Source organism: Neptuniibacter halophilus, from assembly GCF_030295765.1.
In the GTDB taxonomy this organism is placed as follows: Bacteria; Pseudomonadota; Gammaproteobacteria; order Pseudomonadales; family Balneatricaceae; genus Neptuniibacter; species Neptuniibacter halophilus.
Genome location: NZ_AP027292.1, coordinates 295,924 through 321,366 on the forward strand (window position 1 = coordinate 295,924; position 25,443 = coordinate 321,366).

A 25,443-nucleotide genomic window follows, 5' to 3' on the forward strand; every position below is an offset into this window, starting at 1 on the left:
AGTACCGAACGCTGAGGTGTCCTATGTGTGTTTTACGTGCCGACAGATGTCGTGCCCTGTTTGCTTCCCTGCTCCTGCTGTTTGCCCCCCTGCTGGCCGCTGATACCCTTCGCATTGGTTACGTAATCTCACGTACCGTAGACGATATGTTCTACGGGCCGGTCGTTGCCTTTATGCAGCAGGCCGCCAACGATCTGGAAGTTGAGCTGGTTGTCATTGAAGCCAACGATAACCACCTTCAGGTGGCTGACCTTGTGGCTGAACAGCTTAACGGTGACCATCCTCTGGACGCTGTGATTGCTGTCAGCGTGAAAGAGAGCGGCGCCCGGATTCTGAAAGTCTGCGAACAGGCATCCGTTCCCCTGTTCATCGAAAATTCTGCCATTCTGGATACCGCTGTAGGCAGCCCCAGGCAGTACTTCCCCTGGTACATTGGTGAAATGCTGCCCGACGATGAGATGGCGGGTTATGTACTGGCGAAATACCTGATCCAGCAAAGCCTGATCAATCACCCCAATCATCCGGCAACGCTGGTAGCGATCAGCGGACCGTTTGGCACCTCGGCCTCGCTGGAGCGGGAAAAAGGCCTGATGCGGGCAGTAGAGGAATTTCCGGACACCGAGCTGTATCAGGTAGTACGGGCTAACTGGGAGAGGGAAAAAGCCCAACGGGCTTTTGAACATCTGCTAAAACGTTACCCGGATATCAGTGCCGTATGGACGGCCAGTGACGGCATGGCGCTGGGCGTAGCCGATGCCCTGGAGGGGATGGATGACTCTCAGGCTACTATTCTGGTGGGTGGAGTAGACTGGTCTCTGGATGGGGTCGAAGGGGTTCATCAGCGCGTTATTCAGGCCAGTGCCGGCGGCCACTTTATGGAGGGTGCCTGGGCGCTGATCAGTGTTCACGATTATCTCAAAGGGCATGACTTCGCCAACAGCGAAGGGCTGAAAATGAAAACCGATATGAGCCTGCTCTCCGCTGAGAACTACCAGCGCTATGCCCGGCTGATCGAACCTGCCACCTGGTCCAGAATCGACTTCAAACGATTCTCCAAAGTCTATAACCCGCAGCTAAAAAACTATGACTTCAGTTTACCCAGTGTACTCAGGTCGGTCTCAGAGGAATAAGGCTTACTCAGCAGGAAACTGATAACGCCGCTTCAATTCAACCACTTCGACACTGTAGCCGCGATACCATTGATCCCGGCCCTGCTGCTGAGCCAGTGCGTGTTCCGGGTCTTGCTTCCAGGCCAGAATGTCCGCTTCGCAGCGCCAGTAAGAGATCGCAATCTCCTGATCCCCTTCAGTCAGGGCCACAAACTCAAGGCAAGCATATTTTTCGAATGCCAGTTGCCGCATCCGCGCCACCGTATCCGCGTACGCCTGATCCTGCTTCCCGGTTTGTGCCCGGAAAATCACCGCATACATAAAATGACCTCAGGCCCTGTGAGTCAGCAGCAAACTGCTGAAATAGATCATGACACTGCCGGATAAACGCTGCACCCAACGGCCTGCTCTGCCCTCTCCGGCACGGGCACGAATCCGGTCAATGGCCAGAGTCACGCCGAAAAACCACAACGCGATCAGCACCGCATGAATGGCCACCAGAACAAATGCGCTGGCATAGCCCGGCGTTGAAAAATCGAGAAACTGCGGAAAAGCTGCCAGATAAAACATCGACACTTTCGGGTTAAGCAACTGGGTAAGAAAACCTTCGACAAAGCTTCCCCCCAACCCTCTGGCTTGTGGCTTTTTCATACTGGCCGGCAAGCGCTCCCGGGCAGCAACGTCAGCAGCACGAAACGAGGCGAAGATTGCACGGGCACCAATATAGAAAAGGTAAGCGGCACCGAGCAACTTAATCAGCAGAAACAGTTCTGCCGACTGCAACAGCAGCGCTGACAAGCCAAAGATAGAAAATGCACCATGACAGAAGGTTGCACTGAACAATCCGGCGATATTGGCGAAAGCCGGTGCGCGTCCGCCAACCGAAGCGGTCTTGACGATCAGGACACCATTGGGACCCGGTGACATCACCAATAACAATGCCACCACAGAAAAAGTCAGAAGCTCCTGCATCACCCTCTCCACACCGTTAATGAGTCGGATCGCAATTCTACCACAACAGGTGTTTACTCCGGCCAAAAAAAAAACCGGAGCCCCTGAGGGTCCGGTTAAGCAATGTGCTTCAATGACAAGAGCCATGTGCTTGAATACCTGTAAGGGAGTATTCAGATTGCGCCTGCGGAGGCACGGCGCGACACATACACACGATGCAACTATCAGAAGTGCATGGCGGCCGAGCTAGTGAGGGGAGCCTGCCGCCTGACGTGTTGGAAACTATATTATACGAATGATAATGATTTGCAATAATATTTATAAAATTATTTGTAATTATTTCCTCCCCTGTCTGTTCTTACCCTGTAAAGCGCTGAGCACCACAGAGGATATTTCACTGAATAGACAGGATTGATCTGCTCAGGGGGCCAACGGAAATAAAAAAGCCGGATCAGATGATCCGGCTTTAGGGTGAACCGAACAGGTGAGGGTCCGGTAATGATACCGGGGTTCGAGGGGGAAACCCGGTATCCCGGTGCCAGCCTCCAGTGAGCAGTGAAGGTGGCACCCATTTTCGGCAATGTTAGTGAGGTGAGGTCGTCCATTGCCGATCACTTATGAGCGAGTACGATAATATTGATATTGAGAATGATTTGCAACATCATTTTTATAAAAATATTCACATTTCCCTGATTCCCCTGAATAAGGTAACTTAGCGCCAATTTTTGCTGGCGGGGTTCCCATGCATTCCAAGAAAATACAATCCGATCTGATTCTGCTGCTGGTCGCCGCGATCTGGGGCTTCGCTTTTGTTGCCCAACGTCTGGGCATGGAGTCTCTCGGGCCTTTTGGCTTTAACGCCTTCCGCTTTATGCTGGGCGCCCTGTCACTGCTGCCACTGTTACTGCTGTTTAAAGCCAGCCCGGAACACTGCAATAAAAGCCTGCTTAAGAGCGGCGTGATTGCTGGCTCAGTTCTGTTTGCAGGTGCCTCGCTGCAACAGGCCGGCCTGCTCTACACCACCGCAGGTAATGCCGGTTTTATCACCGGTCTGTACATTATACTGGTACCGATTCTCGGATTAGCCGTGGGACAGCGCACCATTATCAACACCTGGATCGGTGGACTGCTGGCTGTACTGGGGCTCTACTTGCTGAGCTTTCAGGATCTCGGCGCGGTCAACTTTGGTGACATTCTCGAGCTGCTGGGTGCCGCCTGCTGGGCAGCCCATGTGCTGCTGATTGGCAAACTTGCCCCCAAGCTGGACAACCTGCGACTAGCCATTACCCAGTTTGCTGTCTGCGCCATGCTCAGTGGCATCGTTGCGCTGTTTATTGAAGCCGACAGCTTTAACCTTGAAAATGCTGTCAGCTCCTGGGCGCCAATTGCGTATGCAGGTCTGATCTCCGTGGGGATCGCTTATACGCTGCAGATTGTTGCCCAGAAACATGCACCTCCGGCCCATGCAGCAATTATCATGAGTCTGGAAGCCGTCGCCGCTGCACTCGGTGGCTGGTGGATGCTGAATGAGCAGTTCAGCACCGCCGGTTTGATCGGTTGCGGGCTGATGCTGCTCGGCATGCTGATCTCACAATTGCCAGCTTTGATAAAACGGGAAAAACAGATTGCACAAGTTGAATAATATACCGACTAACCTGATCACCGGGTTTCTCGGCGTTGGTAAAACCACCGCGATCAACAGGCTGCTGGAGCAAAAACCAGAAACGGAGACCTGGGCGATACTGGTCAATGAGTTCGGCCAGATCGGCATCGATCAGGCCACCCTGCCCCAGTCCTCAAACGGCCTGATCCTCAAAGAACTCCCCGGCGGCTGTATCTGCTGTGCTCAGGGGCCCGCTCTCAGCAGCACCCTGACGACACTGATCCGTCGTACCCGCCCTGACCGGCTGTTAATTGAACCGACCGGTATCGGACATCCGGCAGGGATCATCGATCTGCTGCAGGGAGCCCAGTTTAATCAGGTTCTCTCCCTGCAGTCGGTAATCTGCCTGCTGGATCCGCGTGCGCTGGATCAGCCGGAGGTGGTCAGCAATCCAAGCTTTCAGGATCAACTGAATCTGGCAGATCTGGTTCTGATCAACAAAACCGACCTGGCCAGCAGCGCACAGCTCAGCGCAGCCCGGGAATATATCAGTGCACTGTACCCGGCCAAACAGCATGTGCTGGAAACAACCCGGGGTGAGCTTGATCCGGCACTGCTCGATCATCAGCGCAGCGCGCACTTCGCCAGCCAGTTTCCTCTGGCCCATCAACAGACCCCCGTGGCTGAGCCTGTTCTGACACCGGGGCTACAGTTAGCTCCCCTGCCCGGCGCGCCCTTTTTCAGGGATGGACAGGGTACCGGTCTGTTCAGTGCCGGCTGGGTCTTTAATCCAAACGATAAATTCCGCAGCCAGGCGCTGTTCACGCTGCTCGATTCCCTGCAGGACTGCCAGCGTGCGAAGGGCGTGTTTTATACCGATCGCGGCTGGTTGCTGTATAACCGGGTCGGCGAGGAAACCGACATCAGCCCGATTGCCTATCGGCGAGATAGCCGGCTTGAGCTGATCAGTCACCGCAAGCCCGACTGGCACCCCGTCAACGCACAACTGATGGCGTGCCTGATGCAACCCTGAACAGGGAGTGCGACAATATGTCACTTTTTAAGGCCCTTCGCCTGCCCCTACAATAACGCTGCATTCGGGATGGACACAGATGACAGAACCAGCCACAGGGAAACGCCCCCTTCTCCTTCAAGCACTCTTCGTCCTGCTGATGCTGGGCGGACTGGCGGCTGTACTCTATGGACCACAACTGTTGCAGCCCGCGCCCCCGACATCTCGCCTGCTGACAACGGCTCCCGGATGCAATCTCGATCGCAGCAGTTGCATGGCCGGTTCTGCAGATCAGCAAATCAGTCTGAGCATTCAGGCCGACCCGCTTCGTTCCGGTGTGCCATTGCAATTTAAGGTCATACTGCACAATATCGAGGCCGATCAGGTGCTGCTCGATCTGAAAGGCAAAGCGATGTATATGGGAATCAATCAGGTCCGGTTGCAACCGGTTCCTGAGACACCGGGCGCGTGGCAGGGCGAGGCCACCCTCGCCGTGTGTACCACGGGTGAAATGATCTGGATAAGTTCAGTCATGGCCGAGGCCGAAGGCAATATCATCCAGGCTGATTTCGAATTTAAGGCGCATTGAATCGACAGGAACCGACCCCCATGAAAACATTACGTAATCTGCTGTTTCTGACTCTGGTCATGCTGATCGGTGTTGCCGTTGCTCTTTATTTCCGCCCACAACCGCTGGAACAGAGGATCGCTCTGGGCGAACAGCTTGGCGGTGACTTTACCCTGCAGTCGGAGTCAGGTCCGTTAAGCCTGAATGATATGCGCGGTAAAGTGGTACTGTTTTTTATCGGCTACGCATCCTGTCCGGATGTATGCCCCACGGCACTGGCGGTTGCCGCGCAGGGGCTGCACAACCTCTCTGAAGAGGAACAGCAACAGGTTGCCGGCATCTTTATGAGCGTCGACCCGGATCGTGACTCGGTCGAAAAGCTGGCCAAATACAGTGGCTTTTTCCACCCCAATTTTCGCGGCGCCACCGCCGACCGGGAAACCATTGACCGGGTGGTTAAACAGTACGGCGCCTTCTACCGCATGGTCGATATGAATGACTCCGCCATGGGCTACGCGGTTGACCACTCATCCCGGCTGTACCTGATCGGTAAAGATGGCAAGCTGGCCCGTGCCCTGCCCCACGCCACAGCGCCGGACCAACTCAGCGAAGAAATTCGGAATTTACTCTGACAGGAATCATAACGATGACCAAAGCACGTTTGCGTACCACCCTGATAGCAGCCTGTCTTGGCTTCTCAGCAACCGCAATGGCAGAAATCAGCATCGAAGGTGCTTATGCCCGTGCGGTACCGCCCGGCCAGAAAATCAGCGCATCGTTTATGCAGTTGAACAACAGTGACGCTGAAAAAGTAGCGCTGGTATCCGCCAGCTCGGCTGTAGCTGAATCAGTCGAACTGCATACCCACAGCCACGCTGACGGCGTCATGCAGATGCGTCAGGTAGAGCAGATCGAGGTACCCGCCTCCGGCTCTGTCACTCTGCAACCCGGGGGCTACCATATCATGCTGATCGGCCTGAAACAGGATCTGCCTGAAGGCTCACATATCGACCTGCAGCTTAACTTCTCCGACGGCACCCGGCAGGATCTCAACCTGCCGGTAAAGCGGGTCATGGCAGGCATGCAACACGGTAAAATGAACCACTGAAGCTCCCGCCAAAGAGGGGCCGGCAGATCGTACACGGCCCCTGATTCAGGCTACTCCTGACCACTCCACAGATAGCTCTCCATCGACAGCGCGTAGTGACTGATACCCCCTTCAAGCACGCTGAACCTGTCCTCAACTGAAGAGGCCCCCAGCGCAATCAACAACGGTAGATAATGCTCGGGGGTCGGGTGGGCCCGGTTAAAATCCTCATTGTGCTGATCCGGCCTCAGCAATGCCTGGCTATCGCGCCCTTCCAGCCGGGAGCGCAGCCAGCCCTGAAAGCGCTGCACGTACGCTGCCGACTGCTCACTGTCACGCCGGATATCGTAAAGATTGTGAGTGACCCCACCGGAAGCGATGATCGCAATCCCCTGCTCCCGGAGCGCGCTCAGTGCCGCACCCAGCGCCAGAAGCCGGGGCAGTGTATGCTGACGACTCAAAGAGAGCTGTAAAACCGGAATATCCGCTTCCGGGCGCAGATGCAGCAGCGGAACCCAGACCCCGTGATCCAACCCCCGGCGCGGATCCGCCTGACCGGAAAACCCAGCCTTATCCAACAGACCCCGCACCGTTTCAGCCAGCTCAGGTGCCCCCCTGACCGGATATTCCAGTTGATACAACGGAGCCGGAAAGCCTCCAAAGTCGTGAATGGTTTCGGGCTGTGCCCCACTGCTGATTCGCAGGTCCGGTGTACTCCAGTGTGGCGATACCCAGAGCATCGCCTTTACATCATCCAGTTCTGTTGAGTGTTGCTGTAACAGCCTGCCCGCCGGGCCCGGCTCGAGCGCGAACATGGGCGATCCATGACTGATAAACATCACCGGTGCCCTACTCATACGCCCTCCTGTAACCATCTGAACCAGGGTAACTGCGGCCCTGCCGGCACAATACCGTTGGGGTTCAGCGCCTTGATTGAATAATAGCCCGCCTTGATATGATCAATCCGGGTGTTTTTAGCAAATGCCGGAATCTGCAGCAGCCTCTCCAGATAAGCAGAAACCGACGGATAATTGCCGATCTGATGCAGATTGGTTTTAAACAGGCCGTAATATGCCGGATCGAAACGCACCAGTGTCACAAACAGGCGGATATCACTCTCTGTAAGCTGATCTCCCACGGCAAACGCCTGCTGCCGGAAATGTGTTTCCAGCCAGTTCAGGGTGGTGAACACATCATCCAGCGCCTCGGCATAGGCCTGCTGACTGGAAGCAAAACCGGCCCGGTATACTCCGTTATTAAAGCGCTGGTAGATCCGCTCGTTAAACTGGTCAATCTCTGGCTTCAATGCATCGGGACACAGGTTCAGATCGCCCCCATGCAACGGGCGAAAGGCCTCATTCAACAGCCGCAATATATCTGCAGATTCATTGTTAACGATCCGGCCTTCGCGCTGATCCCAGAGTACCGGCACGGTCGCCCGGCCCGTATAGGCAGGCTCGGTAGCCGTATACAACTGATGCATATACTCCACACCGGTAATACCACTGCCGGTGGCACCGGGATATTCAGCCCCCTGTTCTGACGCAAAGCGCCAGCCAGAATCGGTCAGAACCGGCTCCACCACTGATAACGGAATATGCGCTTCCAGCCCCAGCAGTGACCGGGCAATCAGGGTACGGCAGGCCCAGGGGCAGATATAGGCAACGCAGAGCCTGTACCGACCTGACTCGACCTCTTCCGCTGACAGCCCCCCGGTAAACGCACTGCTCTGACGGATAAACCGCCCCCGCTCATCTTTTTGCTGTACCGGATCCCATTTTGCGGACCACTGACCATTCATCAACATAACACGGACTCCTGCTGCCCCGGACTTCGGGCCGGATAAAAAATAGGGTTTGAAAAATTATCAGCAACAGAACAAAATCAAACAATATCTATATTTTATAAAACAGTGTTCAAATTTATTTAACAATGAACAAGATTAACCTGATGCAGGCGTTTATCTGTGTGTATGAAGAGGGTAGCTATACCGCCGCCGCGCGGAGACTGGGGAAAACCAAGGCCCTGCTCAGCACCCAGATAGCTCAGTTGGAGGAACACCTTCAGGTGCGTCTGATTACCCGTTCCACCCGAAGCCTGAAGCCGACATCAGCCGGTCGCAGCTACTATGAACAGGCCAGACAGATTCTGGATGAGATCAGTAATCTGGAAGCACGCCTCAGGGATGAACATCACAGCCTGCAGGGAAAGCTGCGCTTGAGTGCGCCCACTACGTTTGGCGAGGTCGTCCTGATGCCGTTTCTCGCCGAGCTGCTGCAGACACATCCGCAACTTGAATTTGATCTGATGCTCAGTGACCGCTACGTGGATATTATCAACGAGGGGTTTGATGCGGCAGTGCGCATTGGCCAGTTGCAGGACTCCTCACTGATTGCCAGCCAACTGGGCGAAATCCGAATGCAGCTTTGCGCAGCACCTGATTTTCTGCAACGCTACGGCACTCCCGCGAATCTGCAGGCACTGAAGTCACTTCCCTGTGTATTCGATACCAACTACCGATACAGTCACTGGGCGTTTAATACTGAACAGGGAAGCGTGCAGGTGAACCCAAGGCAGAAAGTACGGGTCAACAGCGCTCTGGCATCAGCCAGTATGGCCCGCAGTGGCGCTGCGATCTGTTACTGCCCGGACTTTGCTGTCACTGCGCTGATAAATTCCGGAGAACTGATCCCCCTGCTGGCGGATCAGTTTGATAACCGGACTCCGGTTCAGCTGATCTACCCACACCGAAAACATCTCTCAACGCGGGTAGCCCTGCTGAGTTCTGAACTGAAAACTTACCTGACCGGCTCCGGTTTCTCCGCCGAAAACGAAGCCTGAAGAGACCGTAGGCCGTAGCCAGGCATCTCAGTACAGCGTCATCACCTGGCGCGGCTACTATTCAGTCGCAACCGTTCTGAGCGTACTCAGCAAACACCGCCTCGCCGGTCAGTTCCCGGGTTTTGTCAGCAAAACGGTAGTAGCGGGGCTTTTCGTCGATAAAGATCTGTTCACTGAAACGCCACTCAACCCCGGCATCAAACAGCCCTACCGGAATCACGTAATGCGCCCCCTGCTTGAGACGATAAAACAGGTGAGTGCCGCAGGATTTACAGAAGCCCCGTTCAGCCCACTCAGAGGAGGAGTAAACCCCGATATTCTCCTCACCACTGAACTCCACGCCGCCACCACAATCGGTTGCAAACAGCGGCCCACCGCCCCACTTTCTGCAGATTGAACAGTGGCAAACGCCCATATTCCCGGTTGTCACATCGGCCATGACCTGCACCGCACCGCAAAGACAGCTTCCCTGTTGGTTTTTTTCATTATCCATAATGATCCTCCCAGATCCCTTGTTATTGCCGTAAAGGCAGTCAGAACCGCTGCCGGCTTAAAACCCGCCTCGCTGTGAAAGGGGCTTTAATTGTGCTCATCCACCCGGGTTAAACGAACGCCATCTACCACCATCTGCCAGCGACCATTCACCTTATGGGGTGGCTGACTGACATGAAACCGGGTCGACAGAGGGCCCAGACCTACTTCAAAACTATCGCCGTCGAAAGCTTTAACAGGGCCATTAACCGACACCGTGGTACCGCCTTTAAGACGCTTATAAGAAACGCTGCCATCTGCCAGTATCAACAATCCCATCTCCCGACTCTGCCACTCACCGGCATAATTGAGACGATCTTCAGGTAAGGGATCACTGCAACCGAGCAGTAGCGTAAACAACAGAATCAGACATCCCTGCTTCATCCTGTACTCCTTTTAGTCACCCGGACGGCAGCAGCCGTCAGGATTCCCGGACGCAAAATGTCAGGGAACCTTCATCACCTTAGCATAAGGTCCTGAGGAAAACCTGAACCTGAAGCAGGATCAGAACAAAGAACGCCCGGCTGCCGGGCTGAACTCATCCGGGAGGCCCGGTCAGAGCTGAAATTCAGCTTTCTGCAACGGCCCACGGCCGCTCTGCAGGCACAGGGCATGCACCAGTTTACCGAGTCGTTCCGGCAGTCCGGTATCGAGAAGCTGATGCACGGTCGTCAGCACATTCTGCTGAAACTGATCGCTGGCCCCCAGCTCGGCGGAGAGGTTATCGGCACTGAAATGGAATCGTTTTCCGGCAGCACAGGACATCAGCCACTCAAAGGCCTGAGGGCGCACCTCTACCCGTTCAAACTCAGCCTGCTCATCGGCACTGCGTCCGTCGGGTTTATACCAGTAGCCAAAATCGACTAACTCCCGTCGTCTGGCACCGGCTACACACCAGTGTGCGATTTCGTGCAGGGCGCTGGCATAAAAGCCATGGGCAAAGATCACCCGGTGATGCGGGTGGTCGGCATCGGCAGGAAGATAAATGGGCTCATCTTCCCCCTTCACCAGAATGGTATTCAGAGAATCTTTAAACAGCTGATTGAACAGCTCAATCAGCGCCTCAACGTGCGGTTCTTTCACATCTTGCCTATCAGTTGCGTATATAGGGCTGCCAGGTGTGCTGCTTTAACCACCAGCTCTCACCACTGATCCGGTTTATACGGGCAGCCACATAACCTTTTACATCCTGTTCGGCGCGCAACAATACAACGTCGTACTCGGCTGTACCAGTGCTGGTACTCTCTTCCAGCCTGATCCATTGACCTTTATCAGCCAGCCAGGTCTCCCCGCTGTAACGGTGATAACGGATCAATACCCATTCACCCTTCGCGGTGTAAGCCGAGGTGATCTGAAAGGCCCCGTTCTGAACCTGATTACTCATCTCGTTGGCCAGCATAGTGATCTGATCGAGCACACCGTTAAATTCTGCTGCATCGGGTGCAGCAGCCGGTTCTGCAGCCCCGTCCGCTTGCGGGACACTGCTGAGCGCTCCCTGCAACTGCTGTAACTGCAGCGACAGGGCCTGATTCTGTTGTTGTAGCTGGGCCGCCTGCGACTTGATCTGCAGCAGGTGGTCCTGCACTGCGGTGAGACGATTAGCGATCAGTTCGATCTGCTGCGGTTTCTGAGCCGCAGGCGCGGCAGCGGTATTGATCGGCTGTTTTGGCGGAGTGACCACCTGACGTTCGGCGGAAGCCAGTTCCTCTGCAGGAACAGCATCATCACCCGCAGACTGCGGTTTGACTCCGGCAGAATTACACGCGGTTAGCAGCACCGCAGATAGCAATACGGCTGAATGCAACAGTTTCACCTGGTCACTCCATTCCCTGATTTAAAGCAGATATTCTAACCGATTCCCCTGCTGAGAAAAGGAGAGCGTTAACGGAAAAACCGGCTGAGTGGACACTGGGGGTTGAGATGAATACCGATGGGCGTCGTGATCAGGGCTGTGGTGGAGAAACGGAACGGCAGGTCACGTCGCCACTGGTCGCTCAAGAATGCCTGCAGATGCTCATCCCCCAGCGCCGCATCTACCCTCTTCTGTTGCAGCATTCTCATTCCCTGAATCACCGTATCAACAAAAACCGGCCTGATCCCTGCTACCTGAAATTGCTCATTAAACACACTGGTCTGCAAATTCCGTAACAGAGCCACCCGATAGCCTTTGAGCTGGTGCAGCGTTTGCCAGTTATAGTGGGGGTCATCCTGACGATGGTATAAGCCGATCTTCAAAGGCTCAGCAGACAACGGGAAAAAACGGCTGCCGGATTCCGCTGGTGGCGGGTAAAAACTGCCGCACCAACGGATTTCACTAAACTGCAACTGAACTCTGGCCGGCGGCAAAAACCGCGGTTTAACCCGGATCTCCGGCTGATCGGCCAGATACTGACGCAGCAACCGAAACGCGATTCCCTGATCGCTCTGGTTGCGGGTTGTATAGGGAGGATACTCAATCGCCAGCACCTCCAGTTCAGCGGCTGCAAGCGTCTGAGTGTATATAACGATGAATAAAAACAGAAAGTTCAGCACCCGGGCAGTCCTTTTGTGTCACTGCTGTTGATACTAGTACACTCAGGGACGCTTGCAGAGAACTGATCAGGTCAGAAGGGGAACCGTCCCGGGGCCGTTATTTGATCTTGACGCTTTCGGTGGCCGTATCGCCGGTATTTTCCAGCCAGGTGATCATCAGTTCATCACCCGGTTCACCGGCCGCAAAGCTGAAGGCGAAGAAAGGGTTCTTTGAGATTGCTGTCCCCAGATTCGCGGCAAACACAGTTTTACCCTGATGCATCACCTGCAACGTCTGCAGATACCTGGCCGGAATCCGTTCACCGCTGGTATTATCCGTGCGCCGTCCGGTTTCCATCGTGTGTTTAGCCATCATTTTTACTTTGGTCATGCCACCCACCGCTTTGGCTTTGACCCGGATAATGCCTTTTGCCATTGTTTCTACCTCTTCTCAACCCGACCTTTCAGCTATCGCAACCACCCAGCACGACCTTCACCTCTTTAGCCGCACTGTAGAGCTGGCCCTCCGCTTTAACAACAGCGGTCACGGTCGAGGTTGATGCCATCCGCACCCGGGTAGCCACATCCGCCTCGGTCCCCTCAGGAATCAGGAACTCTGCCACCAGCGGTGCCGGATTACCTTCAACAAACAGACTGATCGATTCCACATTGGCCATGCTGGTGCGCACGGTGACCGGCACCATCGCCCCATTGTCGGCACTATCCGGCACTTTCAGTGTGACGTCTGCACTGGGCTGCGGACTCCCCCCCAGCAGTGCTTCCATGGCAGTTGCCTGATTATCTGCCTGAAATGCGTCGCTGTTCCAGGCAGCCAGCGCGATGCGTGGCATCAGCACGCTGATGCCGATCAGGGCACTGCCGCTGGCGATCGCTTTAACCACTGCACGACGATTCATACTCATGAACTCTTTCCTCTTACTCCACCACAGGGTAATCAACACGGTCCGCTACTTGATAACTCAGGTTGGCCGGCAAGCCCCTCTTTCCGCAATCAACGGGTTCTTTCCCGGCACAGCCTGCGAGCTAAATACAGCCCAATGACCCGATTCAACCACGTATTCCAGCCACGGTTCAACCAGCGTATTCCCAGGTCAGGATAGCTGACGTAATTTACGATACAGGGTTCGCTCACTGACCCCAAGCTGATCCGCCAATTCCCGGTTACTTCCGCTGAACTGCTTTCTGATCTGTTGCAGATAAGCCGTCTCGAGCTGGTCCAGCGGGATCAGGGTTTGCGGCAATAACGGATTCACCTGTTGAGACTGAATACCACCCACCTCATCCGGCAGATGCTCCGGCCCGATCCATCCGCTGTCACTGAGCAGGACCCCGCGTTCCAGAAAGTTTCTCAGTTCACGGATATTGCCGGGAAATGCATAGCGGCGCAGCCGGTCAAGCGCAGCCGGCGTCAGCTGGTAATGTTCGCCCCCCTTAATCCGTTTCAGCAAGGCCTCAACCAGTAACGGCAGGTCTTCCAGACGCTGCTGCAAACTCGGCAATTCAACCGGAAAACTGCTGATACGATAAAACAGGTCCTGTCGAAATAATCCCTGCTCCACTTTCTGCCGCAGATTATGGTGGGTCGCACAGATCAGCCTGAAATCAGCCTGTTTGAGATCAACCCCACCCGCCGCGCGGTAGGTACCGGTTTCAATCAGTCGCAGCAATTTAACCTGCAGCGTTGGCGGAATATCCCCCACCTCATCGAGAAACAGGGTCCCCCCCTGCGCTTCAGACACCAGCCCGGTTTTTCTGCTCACGGCACCGGTGAACGCTCCGCGCTCATGGCCGAACATCTCACTTTCGAACAGCGATTCAGAAAGCCCGGAACACTCCACCGTAACAAAGGGTTTATCACTGCGACGACTGGCCTGATGCAGGGCTTTCGCCACCAGCTCCTTTCCGCTGCCGGACTGCCCCAGCAACAGCACCGAAATCTCACTCGGAGCTGCCCGCTGAATCAGTTCCAGCATGCGGTTAAATGCCGCTGAGGTGCCAACCAGACCACTGCCTTCAGCATGGGTTTCTGCAACCCGGACCTTATGCATAATTTCAAGGTAAAGCCGGGGTTTGCCGGGCTGTTGCGGCAGCGGCAGCATCTCTACGTCAACATGTTCACGGCCGTGGCAGGTGTTATGCAGATGCAGCACCCGCTGGCGTAATCCACTGCTGCGGCAGTTTAACAGGGGACAGGACTCCCCGGCCTGATCGCAGGGCCGGTCATACCCGTGGGAAACTTCATAGCAGTTACGGCCCACCGGCGAAGGGGCCTGCTGATAATGTTCCAGATAAGCCTGATTGGTCGCCAGAATCCGGTAACTGTCGGATAATACAGCGACCGGCTGATCGAAACTTTCAAGAATGGTATTGAGCTGATCCGGGCTCAACAGAGGATTGTCCACCTTGTCTCCTTGCCTCTCGGGCTGCATGATCCTGACAAGTTACCTGAAACTCAGCGACATCCCCGCCGGGGCCGGCAGCACAAACGTTAACGGCTGTGGGGATGAACAAAGCTATCCATCTGGCGCAGAATCTCGTCGACAGAGCCGGAACAGATCAGCATACGGTAGTAATCCGGGTGCAGGAACCCCTGATCCCGCGCTCCCGCCAGAAATGCCAGCAGCGGATCGTAGAACCCCTCGATATTGAGGAAAGCACAGGGTTTTCTGTGCTGGCCGATCTGTGACAGGGTGATCGCTTCAAAGATCTCATCCAGCGTGCCACTGCCGCCGGGCAGGGCAAGAAAGCCATCGCTGATCTCCAGCATCGTCGACTTTCTTTCTGCCATCGTATCGACCGGGATCAACTCGCTGAGGCCCGGATGGATCGGCTCCTGCCGTGTCAGATGTTCCGGCATCACCCCGATTACCCGCCCGCCTTCGGCCAGCGCTGCATCAGCAACCGTGCCCATCAGCCCATTTACGCTGCCACCAAATACCAGACCAAGACCAGCTCTGGCGAGGGCCTGCCCGGTCAATACGGCTGCCTGACGATAAACCGGATCATTACCCGGCTTTGCACCACAAAATACTGCGATGTTCTGCATCAACACAATTCGTGATTTAACTGATCCAGCACCCGGGCCACTTCAAGGCTGGCCTGTTCCATGCTGGCAAGATGCTGGGCAGCGGTTTTAATATCGCCCTGACGTGCAGCTTCGACCGCCGCAAGCCCTGAGCTGTGAACCCGTTCATGGGGTGCATTCAGGCTGTCAAAGCCTGGCAGATGGCTGTATTTTTCCCGGCCATCACCGACAAAATACCAGTTCCCCAGACGGCAGGAGGTGTGATCCGCCAGCGAACTCAGGCTGCCGAGATTGCCGGTCACAATCCCCTCATAAACACTGTTTTTCCAGTTAACGTGATCCAGCTTAACGGTCTCGATAAAGGTACTGGAAGCGCTGCGGTTAATGACCGCGCTCATCCGCCCGGACAGATCAACCACATCCCGTACACCGGCTTTAATCTGCTCCGCGGAGGCCACAACCTCGCTGCTCAGCAAGTCTACCTGTTCAATATCTTCCGAGGCCACTGCGGTCTGCTGGCTGATCTGGCCGACCAGATTGGCAATCTCATTACTGGCTTCACTGGCTTTACGTGCCAGATTACGTACCTCATCGGCCACCACCGCGAACCCCCGACCTGACTCACCGGCACGGGCAGCTTCAATCGCAGCGTTCAATGCCAGCAGGTTAGTCTGATCGGAGATATCACGAATCACACCTACAAACTTTTCAATCTGCTCCGATACGGTCAGCAGTCCTTTCACCTGCTGATTACCATCCTGAGAACGGGTCTGGATGACATGCACCCGCTCCAGAATGGTTTCTACCGCCTGGCGGGTTTCGTCGAATATAGACAGAGAGTTATCCAGACTGTGCTTTTCCTGATCCAGATTAGCTGCGGCAGCAGCGATGGTATCCCGTACCTGTGCCACCAGTTGCCCGCCCTGAACCCAGGCGGAGCAAAGTGCCTGCTGTTCAGCACTGTGATCATCCTGGCTGTTATCCTGCTCATAGCAACGAACGGTCAAAGCCTGATTTTCAGAAATCAATTGTTGATTCTGATCTTTCAACTGAGCAATCTCAGCTTCAAGGTCCTTAATTTGCAGGTTCAATTTCCCTGAAAAAAACATTCACCGATTCTCCCGATAACAGCTCTGAATAAGCGCCCATCATAGCTCCTCTAAACGCCCGTTTCATCCTCCTTAGAGACTAATCGGTCTGAACTTTGATCCACATCCCGGTTTCCCCGGATGCGCGGCCGCGTTTTCGCTCATGCCACTATCCTCCATCCGCAATCTACCCTAAAATCGTCAGGCGAAGGTTTTCAGGATAAGGATTAACGATGGCTAAGATTACGCTGAGCGAAGATCAGTACCGCACTCTGGTTAAAGATTTTTTTGCCAAGCGCTCTGCACGCAGACTATTGACCCGGACAGAGTGTATCGCCATTGCCGGGCGGCTGAATGAAAAAGTCACCCTGCCATTTCTGAGTGAACAGAAAGAGCACGCTGTACTGGTTAAAATCGTGCTTAAGCTGGATCATTACCTCTACGAAAATCTGCCAAATGAGATCTACGAACTGATCCATAATCTGGATGAGGGCTTCGACGACAGTGAAGCGGCCCAGTTAGCCGCGCGCCTCAGTCAGCAGGCCCATAGTGAAATTAACCTGCCCTTCCTCACCAGCCATGTGGAGTATTACTCGATCGCCTTTATTCTCAGCCTGCTGATCAATGCCATGCGAGAGGGCTCAGATATCAAACACGCGATTGAAGTGACTAAGCATCCACGGATGATGTGTGACGATTTCCCGTTTCCGGATCTGATCTGATACGGCCCCTTACCCCGGTTCCGGCTTACAGAAACTCAGAGTCACCTGCCCGAGCGTCAGCCCCCATTTGCTGACGCGGGCCCGGTTCAGCAGTATCTGATCGGGCATCAGCAGCATCTGATCATCAAATTTCACCCGCAGCTTATGCTGGCCCAGCGGGAGATCGAAACGGTAATGCCAGCGCAGATGGTTTTCCCGGATCAGCCCTGAAGCCTCGCCGACCACCCCCTCGGCACGCCCCCGATAAATCCCTTCGCCCTGCTGACGTATCCGCCAGACCCGGAGCTCTTTGTTCCCGTCGTCATAGAGAAAATGCTCCTCAAGCACCAGCTCAGGCCCTTCAACCCGGCCCTGAATATCCACAGTAAAGCTGCGCCGAATGCGCCCGAAGCGATCTTCAAACAGGCCATAGGCCCGGGTCTGACCGCTGAAATAGGTGAATAGATCCAGTGCCTGGGTCTGCATTGTCTGGTCCTGTTCCGGTATAAATTCACTACTCTGATACAACAATTGAGAGTACGACTTACACCTTCTGTCAGATCACAACTAATCTGAATTGAGTATTCCCGCGTAACAAGGCTGTAACCGCGTAGTCATTTGCCGCTTAAAGCCAGAATAAGGATACCCTGTATGATCTCTGCCGAAGCGATCGCCGTCCGCGACCAACTGATCGAAAAAGGGCTGGAAACTCCCAGCATTGATAATGGCATCTCTCAGGAGCAACGCTACCAGAGGATTAAAGGCCTGATGACCGAGGTGGTCAGCACGCTCGGCCTGAATCTGGAAGACGACAGCCTCAGAGAGACCCCACACCGCATCGCCAAGATGTATGTATACGAGATCTTCTCAGGGCTTGATTACGCCAACTTCCCGCAGATCGCGATGATCGAGAATAAAATGGACGTTGAGGAGATGGTCAAGGTATGGGATATCAGCGTGGTCAGTTCCTGCGAGCACCACTTTGTAACCATCGACGGCACAGCCAAAGTGGCTTATATCCCCAATCGCAAGATAATCGGCTTGTCTAAAATCAACCGGCTGGTGCGCTTTTTCAGCCAGCGCCCGCAGGTGCAGGAGCGGCTGACCAAGCAGATACTGATTGCCCTGCAGACCCTGCTCGAAACCGACAATGTTGCCGTATCGATCAATGCCACCCATTACTGCGTCAAATCCCGCGGTGTAATGGACGTTAACTCACAGACCGAAACGACAGCTCTGGGCGGGATTTTTAAAAGCAACCCCCGCACCCGGGCCGAGTTTCTTACCTGAGATGGTCTGCGGCGGACTACCGGTTTTTCTTCAGCACCTCGATAAAGTCGGGTTCAGACAACGGCCGTGAGAACAGATATCCCTGAATCTTCGGTCGCCCATATTGTTGCAGTCGATTAAGCTGCTCCACCGTCTCAACCCCCTCCACAATAACCTCCATGGCCAGAGAATCCGCCATGGAGATAAGGCCGGAGACCAGCGCCTGATCATCCTCATTATGATCAAGGTCGTTGATAAAGGATTTATCGATCTTGATCCGGGAGATCGGGTATTTCTTCAGGTAACTGAGTGAGGAATAACCGGTACCAAAATCATCAACCGCCAGCCGGATTCCCATCGCCACCAGCGCCTGGAACTGCTTACCCACGATCTCCTCATCCATCAGCAGAAGGCTCTCGGTTATCTCCAGCAGAAGGCTTTCACCCGGCAGCTCATAGCGTTGCAGCATCAGCGCCAGTTGCTCAGCAATACCGCCGCGCTGGAACTGTAGACTGGACACATTGACACTCACCGTCGGACAGAAACCCTGTGTCCGGTGCAGATCACGGGCAAAACGACAGGACTGTTCCAGCACCCACTCGCCGATACTGTGGATGCAGCCGGTCTCCTCTGCAATCGGGATAAAGTCCGCCGGTGATACCAGCCCCTTCTCCGGATGACGCCAGCGCAGCAACGCTTCTGAGGCTTCAATCCGTGCGCCATCGGTGCTCCAGATCGGCTGGTAAACCAGAAAGAACTGATCCAGTTCCAGTGCACGGAAGATCTCTTTCTCCATCTGCGAACGCAACAGGCTGGTTTCGTTCAGCTCGCTGGAATAGTACTCTTTGGTATTCCGCCCCCGGGCTTTCGCTTTATACATCGCAGCGTCGGCATGCAGCACCAGACTCTCGAACTCCTCGCCGTTATCCGGGTACAGAGCGATACCTATGCTGCAGGAGATAAAGGCCTCGTGGCCATTCAGGTTATATGGCTTTTCCAGACTACAGAGAATCTTGTCGGCGATGCGGTCAACCACCTCAACCGAATTGAGCTGCGGCACCACCACAGCAAACTCATCGCCGCCCAACCGGGCAACCGTATCACTCTTACGAACGCACTCGGCCAGACGCTCAGCGACCTGCTTCAGCAACAGATCTCCGGTGAAATGGCCAAAGGTATCATTCACGTACTTAAACCGGTCCAGATCGATAAACATCAGCGCCACCTGCGAATGTTCACGGCTCGACAGCCGCACCGCCTGAGACAGACGATCACTGAACAGATTGCGGTTAGGTAACCCGGTCAGGGCGTCAAAGTTGGCCTGACGGATAATGATCGCTTCATCATTCTTGCGCTTGGTGATATCACTGAACAGGCAGACATAGCCTTCCAGCTCTCCCGCCTGATCATAGCGCGAAGAGATGGTCAGCCATTGCGGATACAACTGACCATTTTTACGCCGGTTCCAGATCTCTCCCTCCCAGTAATGGTGGGATTTCAGCGTGCTGTAAAGTGACTGATAAAACTCATCATCATGCTTACCGGATTTGAGCAGAGAGGGGTTCAGCCCGAGCACCTCCTCCTCATCGTAACCGGTAATACGATGGAACGATTCATTCACCATCTGAATCCGGTTATCCGCATCGGTGACCATAATCGCCTCGGCCGCGGCACTGAATACCGCTGAGGCCAGACGCAATTTCTCCGCCGCCTCTTTCTCCTCGGTAATCACCTCTTTCAGGGCAATATAGTGGCTGACCTCACCCTGTTCATTGCGCAACGAGCCGATGGTAGCCCGTTCCCAGTACAACGAACCATCCCGGGCGCGGTTATGGAATTCACCATACCAGGTACCGCCGTTGCGGATCTGCTGCCACATCGCCTGATACTCTTCCTCCCCGGTTTCACCGGACTGAAGCATACGCGGGTTCCTGCCAACGACCTCTTCGAGAGCGTACCCGGTCACCCGTGAGAAGGTTTTATTAACGTACTCAATATTGCCTTCAGCATCGGTAATCACGATCACCGTAGGGCTGTGCTCCACTACTTTCGACAGAAGCTGTACCTGCTCTTTCATCTCCAGCGAATGGCGGTTATTGCGCACCAGCAGCAGCGCTGAGCAGCCGAGTACCAGCAGAGCACCGATCAGACCGGCCAGCAACAGGAGCTTTTCCTCGAGCCACAAATAGAGCGACTGGCGATGCTCCACAACCAGTGCCACCGCCAGCGGATACTTAGCCAGCAGACGGATGGCCACAGTATTTAACGGCAACAGGCCCGGTTGCTGCTCCTGTAGCGCTTCGTCAGCCCCCCGGTCGATCAGTTGCTGAAGCTGGGCCACAACGGCCTCGCGATGCGGCCCGTAAAGGCCTTTTTGCAACAGCGTATCAGCCCTGAAATCCACCAGATAGACATTATCGCGGGCCGCCAGATCAAGGTCATTGATATAGCGTTTCAGATAATCCGGATTCAGTGTGGCGATTACCTTGAGCGGCTGCTGATCCTGCGTGAGAGCGCTGAAACCCACCGGAATCATGCTATGTCGCATCGATTCGTCCGGGAAACTGCCCGCTTTGGGGAGAAAACGGCCACGTACCGTATGCCCCAGTTGTAACCCCAGCGAGAGATGCTGGCGTTGCTGCCAGTCGATACCCAGTACCCCGAGGTTGATCGGATAGGGATCGTCATAAAGGGTATCTATCAGGGTCTGGTCACCGCGAATCACCACAATCTGCCGCAGATGCGGGGCAAACCGCAGCATTTTCTGGGCACGTGCTCTGACCCGGTGCAGATGTTCCGGATCCAGTTGGCCCGCATTCAGATCATCAGCCACCGAGGCCAGGCTGACTTCGACTGATTCCAGTGTCCGGGTAATAGTGCCTTCGATCATGCGCGCATACAAACCTGCGCGCTGATTCCGTTCGGTAACGCTCTGGGTAAAACTCAGCCAGAGCAACAGCAGGATAAGTATTACAAAGCAACTGACGATGGAATAAACCCATTTTGAGAAACTATACGGCCCGGGTTTAGCCTTTGGCGTCATACAACTACTTCACATCAATAAAACTCGTATTTAACGCGCATCCTATCACGCCACTCTTGCAAATCACCATGACCTGAATGCTTAATATCGCCTATTGTATTACCCCTGAGGAAGTGAGCGTATGAACCTGAAAGCCCTGACCTGCGGTATTCTGCTCTGCACCACCCTGAGTGCGCCGACACTGGCCAGTGAACGGCTGCAACAGATCAAGCAGGCCGGAGAGGTAAAAGTCTGTATCTGGCCCGGCTATTTTGCCATCAGCTATCGTAATCCGCGCTCCGGCGAACTGGAGGGGATCGACATTGATATGGCCGGCGAGTTTGCACGCCACCTCGGCGTTAATCTGCGTTTTGTCGAAAGCTCCTTTGGTAAGCTGATCGACAACATGAGTAATAATCAGTGCGATATCTCTATGCACGGTGTGGGTGTGCGTGACAGCCGCAAGCCCTACATGGAGTTCTCTGAGCCCTATCTCTCCAGCGGGATCTATGCAGTGGCCACGCGAAATAACGAACTGATCAGGCAATGGCAGGATATCGACCAGTCAGGCAATGTTGCCGTCGTACAGAAAGGCACCTATATGGAGCCGGTCGCCAATAACTACTTTAAAAAAGCCCGGGTCGCGGTGGTAGACAGCTTTAAAGCCCGTGAACAGGAAGTAGAAAGCGGCCGGGCCGATGTTTTTATGACCGACTACCCCTACGGCAAACGCATGACCGCCCTGACCGAGTGGGCCGTGCTGTTCGCCCCGCCACAGCCTCTGGCCCCCACTTCATACGCCTATGCTGTACCTAAAGGAGAGACGGCGTGGCTGGAAGAGGTTAATGCCTTCCTCAGGGAGATGAAACGTTCGGGCAAACTGGCCGCCGCCGCGGAAAAACACGGCCTCAGCGAGATTCTGGTTAAACAGTAAACCTCTGCCATTACCACTGATCTACCCTGATTCAGGTGGGCCCTGCAAACGAAAATGCCAGGGCTCCACCTGTCCGGTTTGCAGGCGCTGCTCAATTTTCTCCCGCCAGCTTGCCGCCAGTGCACTCTGGCTGAGCAATTGGCGTAAACCCTGCTCCTGCAACGGATCGCCGAAGTAGATCTGACAAACCTGCGCCACTGTCATCGCCTGCGCCAGCCGGTCAATCAATACAAGCGGTTCAGAGATACTCACCCTGCCCGGCTTCACAACCCGATACAGCCAGCCGCAGCGTCCGGAGCGCTGCATCTGTGCGGCAAAATCAGCCACCTGCCAGCGACGGTTGAGTTTAAAACAGGGTGAACGGGGCTGGCTGACTTCGATCTCAGCGTCACCCCAGCGCAAGCGATCCCCGAGACATACGGTTGCTTCTGTCATTCCCAGCGTACTGAGGTTCTCGCCCATACCGGGGGCCTGCCAGTGGCCACTTTCAGGACATTGCTGCTGCCAGAATGCGTAATGCTCTCTGGGATAATGATGCAATGCCCGGTCAAGCCCGCCGTGATGACGCAGATCGGCGCACTGATCTCCCTCGAGCCCCAGCTCAGAAAGATACACCGGCGTATCAACCGGGCATTTAGCGATCGCGGTTTGTAGTCCATAGCGCTGCGTCACCGCACCCCGATAGACTCCCAGCAGCGCAACATGCGGTTCCTTATTCATCCGGCTCCCTCTGTGTTTAGTGAGCCGGATTATAACCGAACCCGGAGTCTATGGCGTTTCGCCGTTGTACTGCTGAATACTGATAGTTCGCTCACGGGCATAATCGATCAGCGGTTCTGGCCGCCCCTGCCCCTGAGCAAACAGCGGATCCTGCTGCCGGCGCCAGTCAAGACCCGCCAGTTCCGGCAACCAGCGGGCCACATACTCACCCTGCGGATCGAAACGTTCTGCCTGAAGCATCGGATTAAAGATCCGGAAATAGGGAGCCGCATCGGCACCCACCGCGGCACTCCACTGCCAGCCTCCGAGGTTGGATGCAAAATCCCCGTCAATCAGATGCTGCATAAAGAAACGTGCACCAAGGCGCCAGTCCTGACGCAGCAACTTGCAGAGAAACGCAGCCGTGATCATCCGCAAGCGGTTATGCATCCAGCCGGTTTCCAGCAGTTGTTTCATACCGGCATCGACCATCGCATAGCCGGTTTCACCGGCGCACCAGGCGTGAAATATCTCCGGCTGAGACTGCCAGCGCAATTTCTCTTCGACCTCTGGCTTAAAAGGCAGCCAGCGGTTCATTTCAGGGAACAGCACCAGCAGGTGACGGTAGAACTCACGCCAGATCAGCTCGGTCACCCACTGGTTTTCAAACCAGTCGGGTGATTCTGAATACGCCTGCATCGCGGCCAGACACTGACCGGTACTGAGCACTCCGACACTCAGATAGGGAGAGAGTGCTGAGGTTCCCGGCTGCGCCGGAAAATCCCGCAACTGCTTATACTCTGACACCTGCTCCCGGACAAACGCCTGCAGCCGGTGATGCGCCTGATCACAACCGGCCGGCCACAGATCCTGACGCCATTCGGCGCCCATGGTATTGGCGTAACCAATCTTCTCGGGAATCGGGTCTGAAACGACCGGAGCCTGCGCCTGCATCGGGGGTGGGGGCAGTGGCTGCGGGTTCAGTTGCATATACTTGCGCCGCCAAGTGCGGCTGAAAGGGGTAAACACTTTGTAAGCGCCCCCCTGCTGATTCAGCACCGAACCGGGCGGCAGTACCAGATCATTATCGAAGCTGAGGCAGGCGATCCCCTCACGGCGAAACAGCGCCTCGACCTGCTGGTCCCGGCGCTGCTCATAATCCGGGTATTCCCGGTTGAAATAGAGCGCGGAGACCTGATGCTGACGCGCCAGATTGAGAAGTGTCGCGGGAATTTCATTGTTGGTGGCAGCACGTACCACTTTTAAAGGGATGTTCAGCCTCGCCAGATCCTGTTGCAGGGAGGCCAGATTAGCCAGCCAGAACTGCACCCGGCACCGGGCTTCATCCTGTAACTGCCACTGTTTCGGGCTGATCACGGCCACGGCCAGAACGCCCTCTCCTGCACTGTCCATACATGCCTGGTAGAGGGCGCGGTGGTCTCCTGTCCTGAGATCGTTACGAAACCAGACCAGTTTATTAGGCGTCACTTAAATATAGTTCCTTAAACCGAGTTCGTGTGGGTAGGGGTCAAGATAAACCTGAGACCGGATGTAATCAGAGCCATAACGTTTCAGATAATGCTTCAGCAACGCCAGCGGCACCGCCAGATGCACTTTGTTGGTCCGGTACTGCTCGATCGCCTCCAGCAGATCCTGCTTGGTCTGGGTATCGATCTCTTTTTTCAGGTAGCCCATGATATGCATCAGGGTGTTGGTATGGGTTTTACGGCTGGCGCGATGGCTGAGGTGCGCCATCAACTGCCGGATATAATAGTCCAGTACCTGCTCAATCGGCTGTTCCGATGCCTCCATCGCCAGATAACGGCCAAGCTGCTTGTAGCCCTCATAGCTGTGCGCCATCAGCATATACTTATGGCAGCTATGGAACTGAATAACCCGGTGCAAACTGGGTTCCGGCAACACCTCTTTTTGCCAACCGTAGTAAACAAATACCCGGGTTATGAAGTTTTCCCGAAGCACCGGATCGTTGAGACGCCCCTCCTCTTCGACCGGAAGGGCCGGATTATTCTGCATCAGCCGTGCAGCATAAACCCCGCTGCCAGCTTCATTTGGCAGACCATTTTCATGGTAGACCTTAACCCGTTCCATGCCGCAACTGGGCGAGCCCTTCATCAATATGTAGCCACAAAGATGCGTATTTTGCTCAGTCACCCGATCGGCATAAGCCTGCAGGGGCTCAGTCACATCCAGTGAGGGGTCTTTTGTCCCCAGAACCCGGGGCGCATCTGCCTGACCTACCAGCCGGATCGGCTCCCGCGGCGTACTCAGGCCAATCCCGACCTCTGGGCAGAACGGTACAAAATCAAAGCAATCACTGAGCACATTCAGGCAGTAACGGGACTGCTTGTGGCCGCCATCGTAGCGCACCTTATGCCCCAGCAGGCAGGCACTGATGCCCACCGGAATACGCGGGATAGTCTGTTCTTGTTCCATCGGTTTCCCCCGTTGTT

The 25,443-nt window shown here is 55.0% G+C and carries 29 protein-coding genes; 10 read left to right on the forward strand and 19 right to left on the reverse strand.

Translation table 11 applies throughout. From position 1 onward, the window contains the following. The first annotated feature begins 23 nt into the window (after window positions 1-23). Window positions 24-1,130 (forward strand): ABC transporter substrate-binding protein, encoded by a 1,107-nt coding sequence (locus tag QUD59_RS01440; RefSeq protein ID WP_286239103.1) that lies wholly within the window; start codon window positions 24-26, stop codon window positions 1,128-1,130. Window positions 1,131-1,133: 3 nt separating this feature from the next. On the opposite strand, the gene QUD59_RS01445 is transcribed toward QUD59_RS01440, so the two are convergent. After that, window positions 1,134-1,430: an antibiotic biosynthesis monooxygenase family protein gene (locus QUD59_RS01445; protein ID WP_286239105.1), complete on the reverse strand. Its 297-nt coding sequence runs from the start codon at window positions 1,428-1,430 to the stop codon at window positions 1,134-1,136. Window positions 1,431-1,439: 9 nt separating this feature from the next. Then, a complete protein-coding gene (locus QUD59_RS01450; protein ID WP_286239107.1) occupies window positions 1,440-2,081 on the reverse strand; it encodes a LysE family translocator in 642 nt (213 codons plus the stop codon). Between the two features lie 721 nt (window positions 2,082-2,802). Between QUD59_RS01450 and QUD59_RS01455 the strand changes: the two genes are divergently transcribed. The 5 genes from QUD59_RS01455 (at window position 2,803) to QUD59_RS01475 (ending at window position 6,351) form a co-directional block, all read left to right on the forward strand. Continuing rightward, entirely contained in the window at window positions 2,803-3,702 is a 900-nt protein-coding gene (locus tag QUD59_RS01455; protein ID WP_286239109.1) for a DMT family transporter, read from the forward strand. Then, window positions 3,686-4,696 (forward strand): CobW family GTP-binding protein, encoded by a 1,011-nt coding sequence (locus tag QUD59_RS01460; RefSeq protein WP_286239110.1) that lies wholly within the window; start codon window positions 3,686-3,688, stop codon window positions 4,694-4,696. Before QUD59_RS01455 ends, QUD59_RS01460 begins: the two co-directional genes overlap by 17 nt. A gap of 79 nt (window positions 4,697-4,775) precedes the next feature. Beyond that, window positions 4,776-5,264: a hypothetical protein gene (locus tag QUD59_RS01465; RefSeq protein ID WP_286239113.1), complete on the forward strand. Its 489-nt coding sequence runs from the start codon at window positions 4,776-4,778 to the stop codon at window positions 5,262-5,264. A gap of 20 nt (window positions 5,265-5,284) precedes the next feature. Beyond that, window positions 5,285-5,875, forward strand: a complete 591-nt coding sequence (locus QUD59_RS01470; RefSeq protein WP_286239114.1) for an SCO family protein — start codon at window positions 5,285-5,287, stop codon at window positions 5,873-5,875. A 14-nt stretch (window positions 5,876-5,889) separates the two neighbouring features. Further along, complete coding sequence (locus QUD59_RS01475; RefSeq protein ID WP_286239115.1) at window positions 5,890-6,351, forward strand: copper chaperone PCu(A)C; 462 nt, start codon at window positions 5,890-5,892, stop codon at window positions 6,349-6,351. Between the two features lie 50 nt (window positions 6,352-6,401). On the opposite strand, the gene QUD59_RS01480 is transcribed toward QUD59_RS01475, so the two are convergent. Both QUD59_RS01480 and QUD59_RS01485 read right to left on the reverse strand, forming a co-directional pair. Next, a complete protein-coding gene (locus QUD59_RS01480; protein WP_286239118.1) occupies window positions 6,402-7,187 on the reverse strand; it encodes a DODA-type extradiol aromatic ring-opening family dioxygenase in 786 nt (261 codons plus the stop codon). Further along, window positions 7,184-8,137 (reverse strand): glutathione S-transferase family protein, encoded by a 954-nt coding sequence (locus QUD59_RS01485; protein WP_286239120.1) that lies wholly within the window; start codon window positions 8,135-8,137, stop codon window positions 7,184-7,186. Before QUD59_RS01485 ends, QUD59_RS01480 begins: the two co-directional genes overlap by 4 nt. A 125-nt stretch (window positions 8,138-8,262) precedes the next feature. On the opposite strand from QUD59_RS01485, the gene QUD59_RS01490 reads away from it, so the two are divergent. After that, the gene (locus tag QUD59_RS01490; protein WP_286239121.1) at window positions 8,263-9,171 is read left to right on the forward strand and encodes a LysR family transcriptional regulator; all 909 of its coding nucleotides are present in this window, start codon (window positions 8,263-8,265) and stop codon (window positions 9,169-9,171) included. 61 nt (window positions 9,172-9,232) lie between these two features. Here QUD59_RS01490 and QUD59_RS01495 read toward each other — a convergent pair whose 3' ends face one another. The 10 genes from QUD59_RS01495 to QUD59_RS01540 all read right to left on the reverse strand — a co-directional run bounded on the left by QUD59_RS01495 (window position 9,233) and on the right by QUD59_RS01540 (window position 16,368). After that, complete coding sequence (locus tag QUD59_RS01495; RefSeq protein WP_286239122.1) at window positions 9,233-9,664, reverse strand: GFA family protein; 432 nt, start codon at window positions 9,662-9,664, stop codon at window positions 9,233-9,235. 86 nt (window positions 9,665-9,750) lie between these two features. After that, entirely contained in the window at window positions 9,751-10,086 is a 336-nt protein-coding gene (locus QUD59_RS01500) for a hypothetical protein (protein WP_286239123.1), read from the reverse strand. A 171-nt stretch (window positions 10,087-10,257) separates the two neighbouring features. Beyond that, the gene (locus QUD59_RS01505) at window positions 10,258-10,785 is read right to left on the reverse strand and encodes an elongation factor P hydroxylase (protein ID WP_286239125.1); all 528 of its coding nucleotides are present in this window, start codon (window positions 10,783-10,785) and stop codon (window positions 10,258-10,260) included. Window positions 10,786-10,795: 10 nt separating this feature from the next. Further along, window positions 10,796-11,515, reverse strand: coding sequence for a hypothetical protein (locus QUD59_RS01510; protein WP_286239126.1), 720 nt, complete (start codon window positions 11,513-11,515; stop codon window positions 10,796-10,798). Between the two features lie 68 nt (window positions 11,516-11,583). Next, window positions 11,584-12,234: a type 2 periplasmic-binding domain-containing protein gene (locus tag QUD59_RS01515; protein ID WP_286239127.1), complete on the reverse strand. Its 651-nt coding sequence runs from the start codon at window positions 12,232-12,234 to the stop codon at window positions 11,584-11,586. A gap of 97 nt (window positions 12,235-12,331) precedes the next feature. After that, window positions 12,332-12,649, reverse strand: a complete 318-nt coding sequence (gene soxZ, locus QUD59_RS01520) for a thiosulfate oxidation carrier complex protein SoxZ (RefSeq protein WP_286239128.1) — start codon at window positions 12,647-12,649, stop codon at window positions 12,332-12,334. Between the two features lie 28 nt (window positions 12,650-12,677). Next, complete coding sequence (gene soxY / locus QUD59_RS01525; RefSeq protein WP_286239129.1) at window positions 12,678-13,136, reverse strand: thiosulfate oxidation carrier protein SoxY; 459 nt, start codon at window positions 13,134-13,136, stop codon at window positions 12,678-12,680. 189 nt (window positions 13,137-13,325) lie between these two features. Next, on the reverse strand, window positions 13,326-14,636 hold the full coding sequence (locus QUD59_RS01530) for a sigma-54 interaction domain-containing protein (RefSeq protein WP_286239130.1): 1,311 nt from the start codon (window positions 14,634-14,636) through the stop codon (window positions 13,326-13,328). Window positions 14,637-14,722: 86 nt separating this feature from the next. Continuing rightward, the gene (locus QUD59_RS01535) at window positions 14,723-15,280 is read right to left on the reverse strand and encodes an LOG family protein (protein ID WP_286239132.1); all 558 of its coding nucleotides are present in this window, start codon (window positions 15,278-15,280) and stop codon (window positions 14,723-14,725) included. Further along, window positions 15,280-16,368, reverse strand: a complete 1,089-nt coding sequence (locus QUD59_RS01540; RefSeq protein WP_286239133.1) for a methyl-accepting chemotaxis protein — start codon at window positions 16,366-16,368, stop codon at window positions 15,280-15,282. Before QUD59_RS01540 ends, QUD59_RS01535 begins: the two co-directional genes overlap by 1 nt. A 212-nt stretch (window positions 16,369-16,580) precedes the next feature. On the opposite strand from QUD59_RS01540, the gene QUD59_RS01545 reads away from it, so the two are divergent. Next, on the forward strand, window positions 16,581-17,069 hold the full coding sequence (locus QUD59_RS01545) for a hypothetical protein (RefSeq protein ID WP_286239134.1): 489 nt from the start codon (window positions 16,581-16,583) through the stop codon (window positions 17,067-17,069). 9 nt (window positions 17,070-17,078) lie between these two features. Here the strand turns inward: QUD59_RS01545 and QUD59_RS01550 are convergent, their stop codons facing one another. Further along, entirely contained in the window at window positions 17,079-17,534 is a 456-nt protein-coding gene (locus tag QUD59_RS01550) for a DUF3833 family protein (protein WP_286239135.1), read from the reverse strand. A gap of 165 nt (window positions 17,535-17,699) precedes the next feature. Between QUD59_RS01550 and folE the strand changes: the two genes are divergently transcribed. After that, window positions 17,700-18,338: a GTP cyclohydrolase I FolE gene (folE, locus tag QUD59_RS01555; protein WP_286239136.1), complete on the forward strand. Its 639-nt coding sequence runs from the start codon at window positions 17,700-17,702 to the stop codon at window positions 18,336-18,338. 16 nt (window positions 18,339-18,354) lie between these two features. Here folE and QUD59_RS01560 read toward each other — a convergent pair whose 3' ends face one another. Continuing rightward, window positions 18,355-21,360, reverse strand: a complete 3,006-nt coding sequence (locus QUD59_RS01560; protein ID WP_286239137.1) for an EAL domain-containing protein — start codon at window positions 21,358-21,360, stop codon at window positions 18,355-18,357. A gap of 121 nt (window positions 21,361-21,481) precedes the next feature. On the opposite strand from QUD59_RS01560, the gene QUD59_RS01565 reads away from it, so the two are divergent. After that, complete coding sequence (locus QUD59_RS01565) at window positions 21,482-22,273, forward strand: substrate-binding periplasmic protein (RefSeq protein WP_286239139.1); 792 nt, start codon at window positions 21,482-21,484, stop codon at window positions 22,271-22,273. A 21-nt stretch (window positions 22,274-22,294) separates the two neighbouring features. On the opposite strand, the gene QUD59_RS01570 is transcribed toward QUD59_RS01565, so the two are convergent. From QUD59_RS01570 to QUD59_RS01580, 3 genes are read right to left on the reverse strand one after another with little or no spacing between them, the layout of a single operon-like run. Further along, window positions 22,295-22,993, reverse strand: a complete 699-nt coding sequence (locus tag QUD59_RS01570; RefSeq protein ID WP_286239141.1) for an MOSC domain-containing protein — start codon at window positions 22,991-22,993, stop codon at window positions 22,295-22,297. Between the two features lie 48 nt (window positions 22,994-23,041). Then, a complete protein-coding gene (locus QUD59_RS01575; RefSeq protein ID WP_286239142.1) occupies window positions 23,042-24,460 on the reverse strand; it encodes a cryptochrome/photolyase family protein in 1,419 nt (472 codons plus the stop codon). Continuing rightward, a complete protein-coding gene (locus QUD59_RS01580; protein WP_286239144.1) occupies window positions 24,461-25,426 on the reverse strand; it encodes a YbgA family protein in 966 nt (321 codons plus the stop codon). It abuts the gene before it with no gap. Window positions 25,427-25,443: the final 17 nt, after the last annotated feature.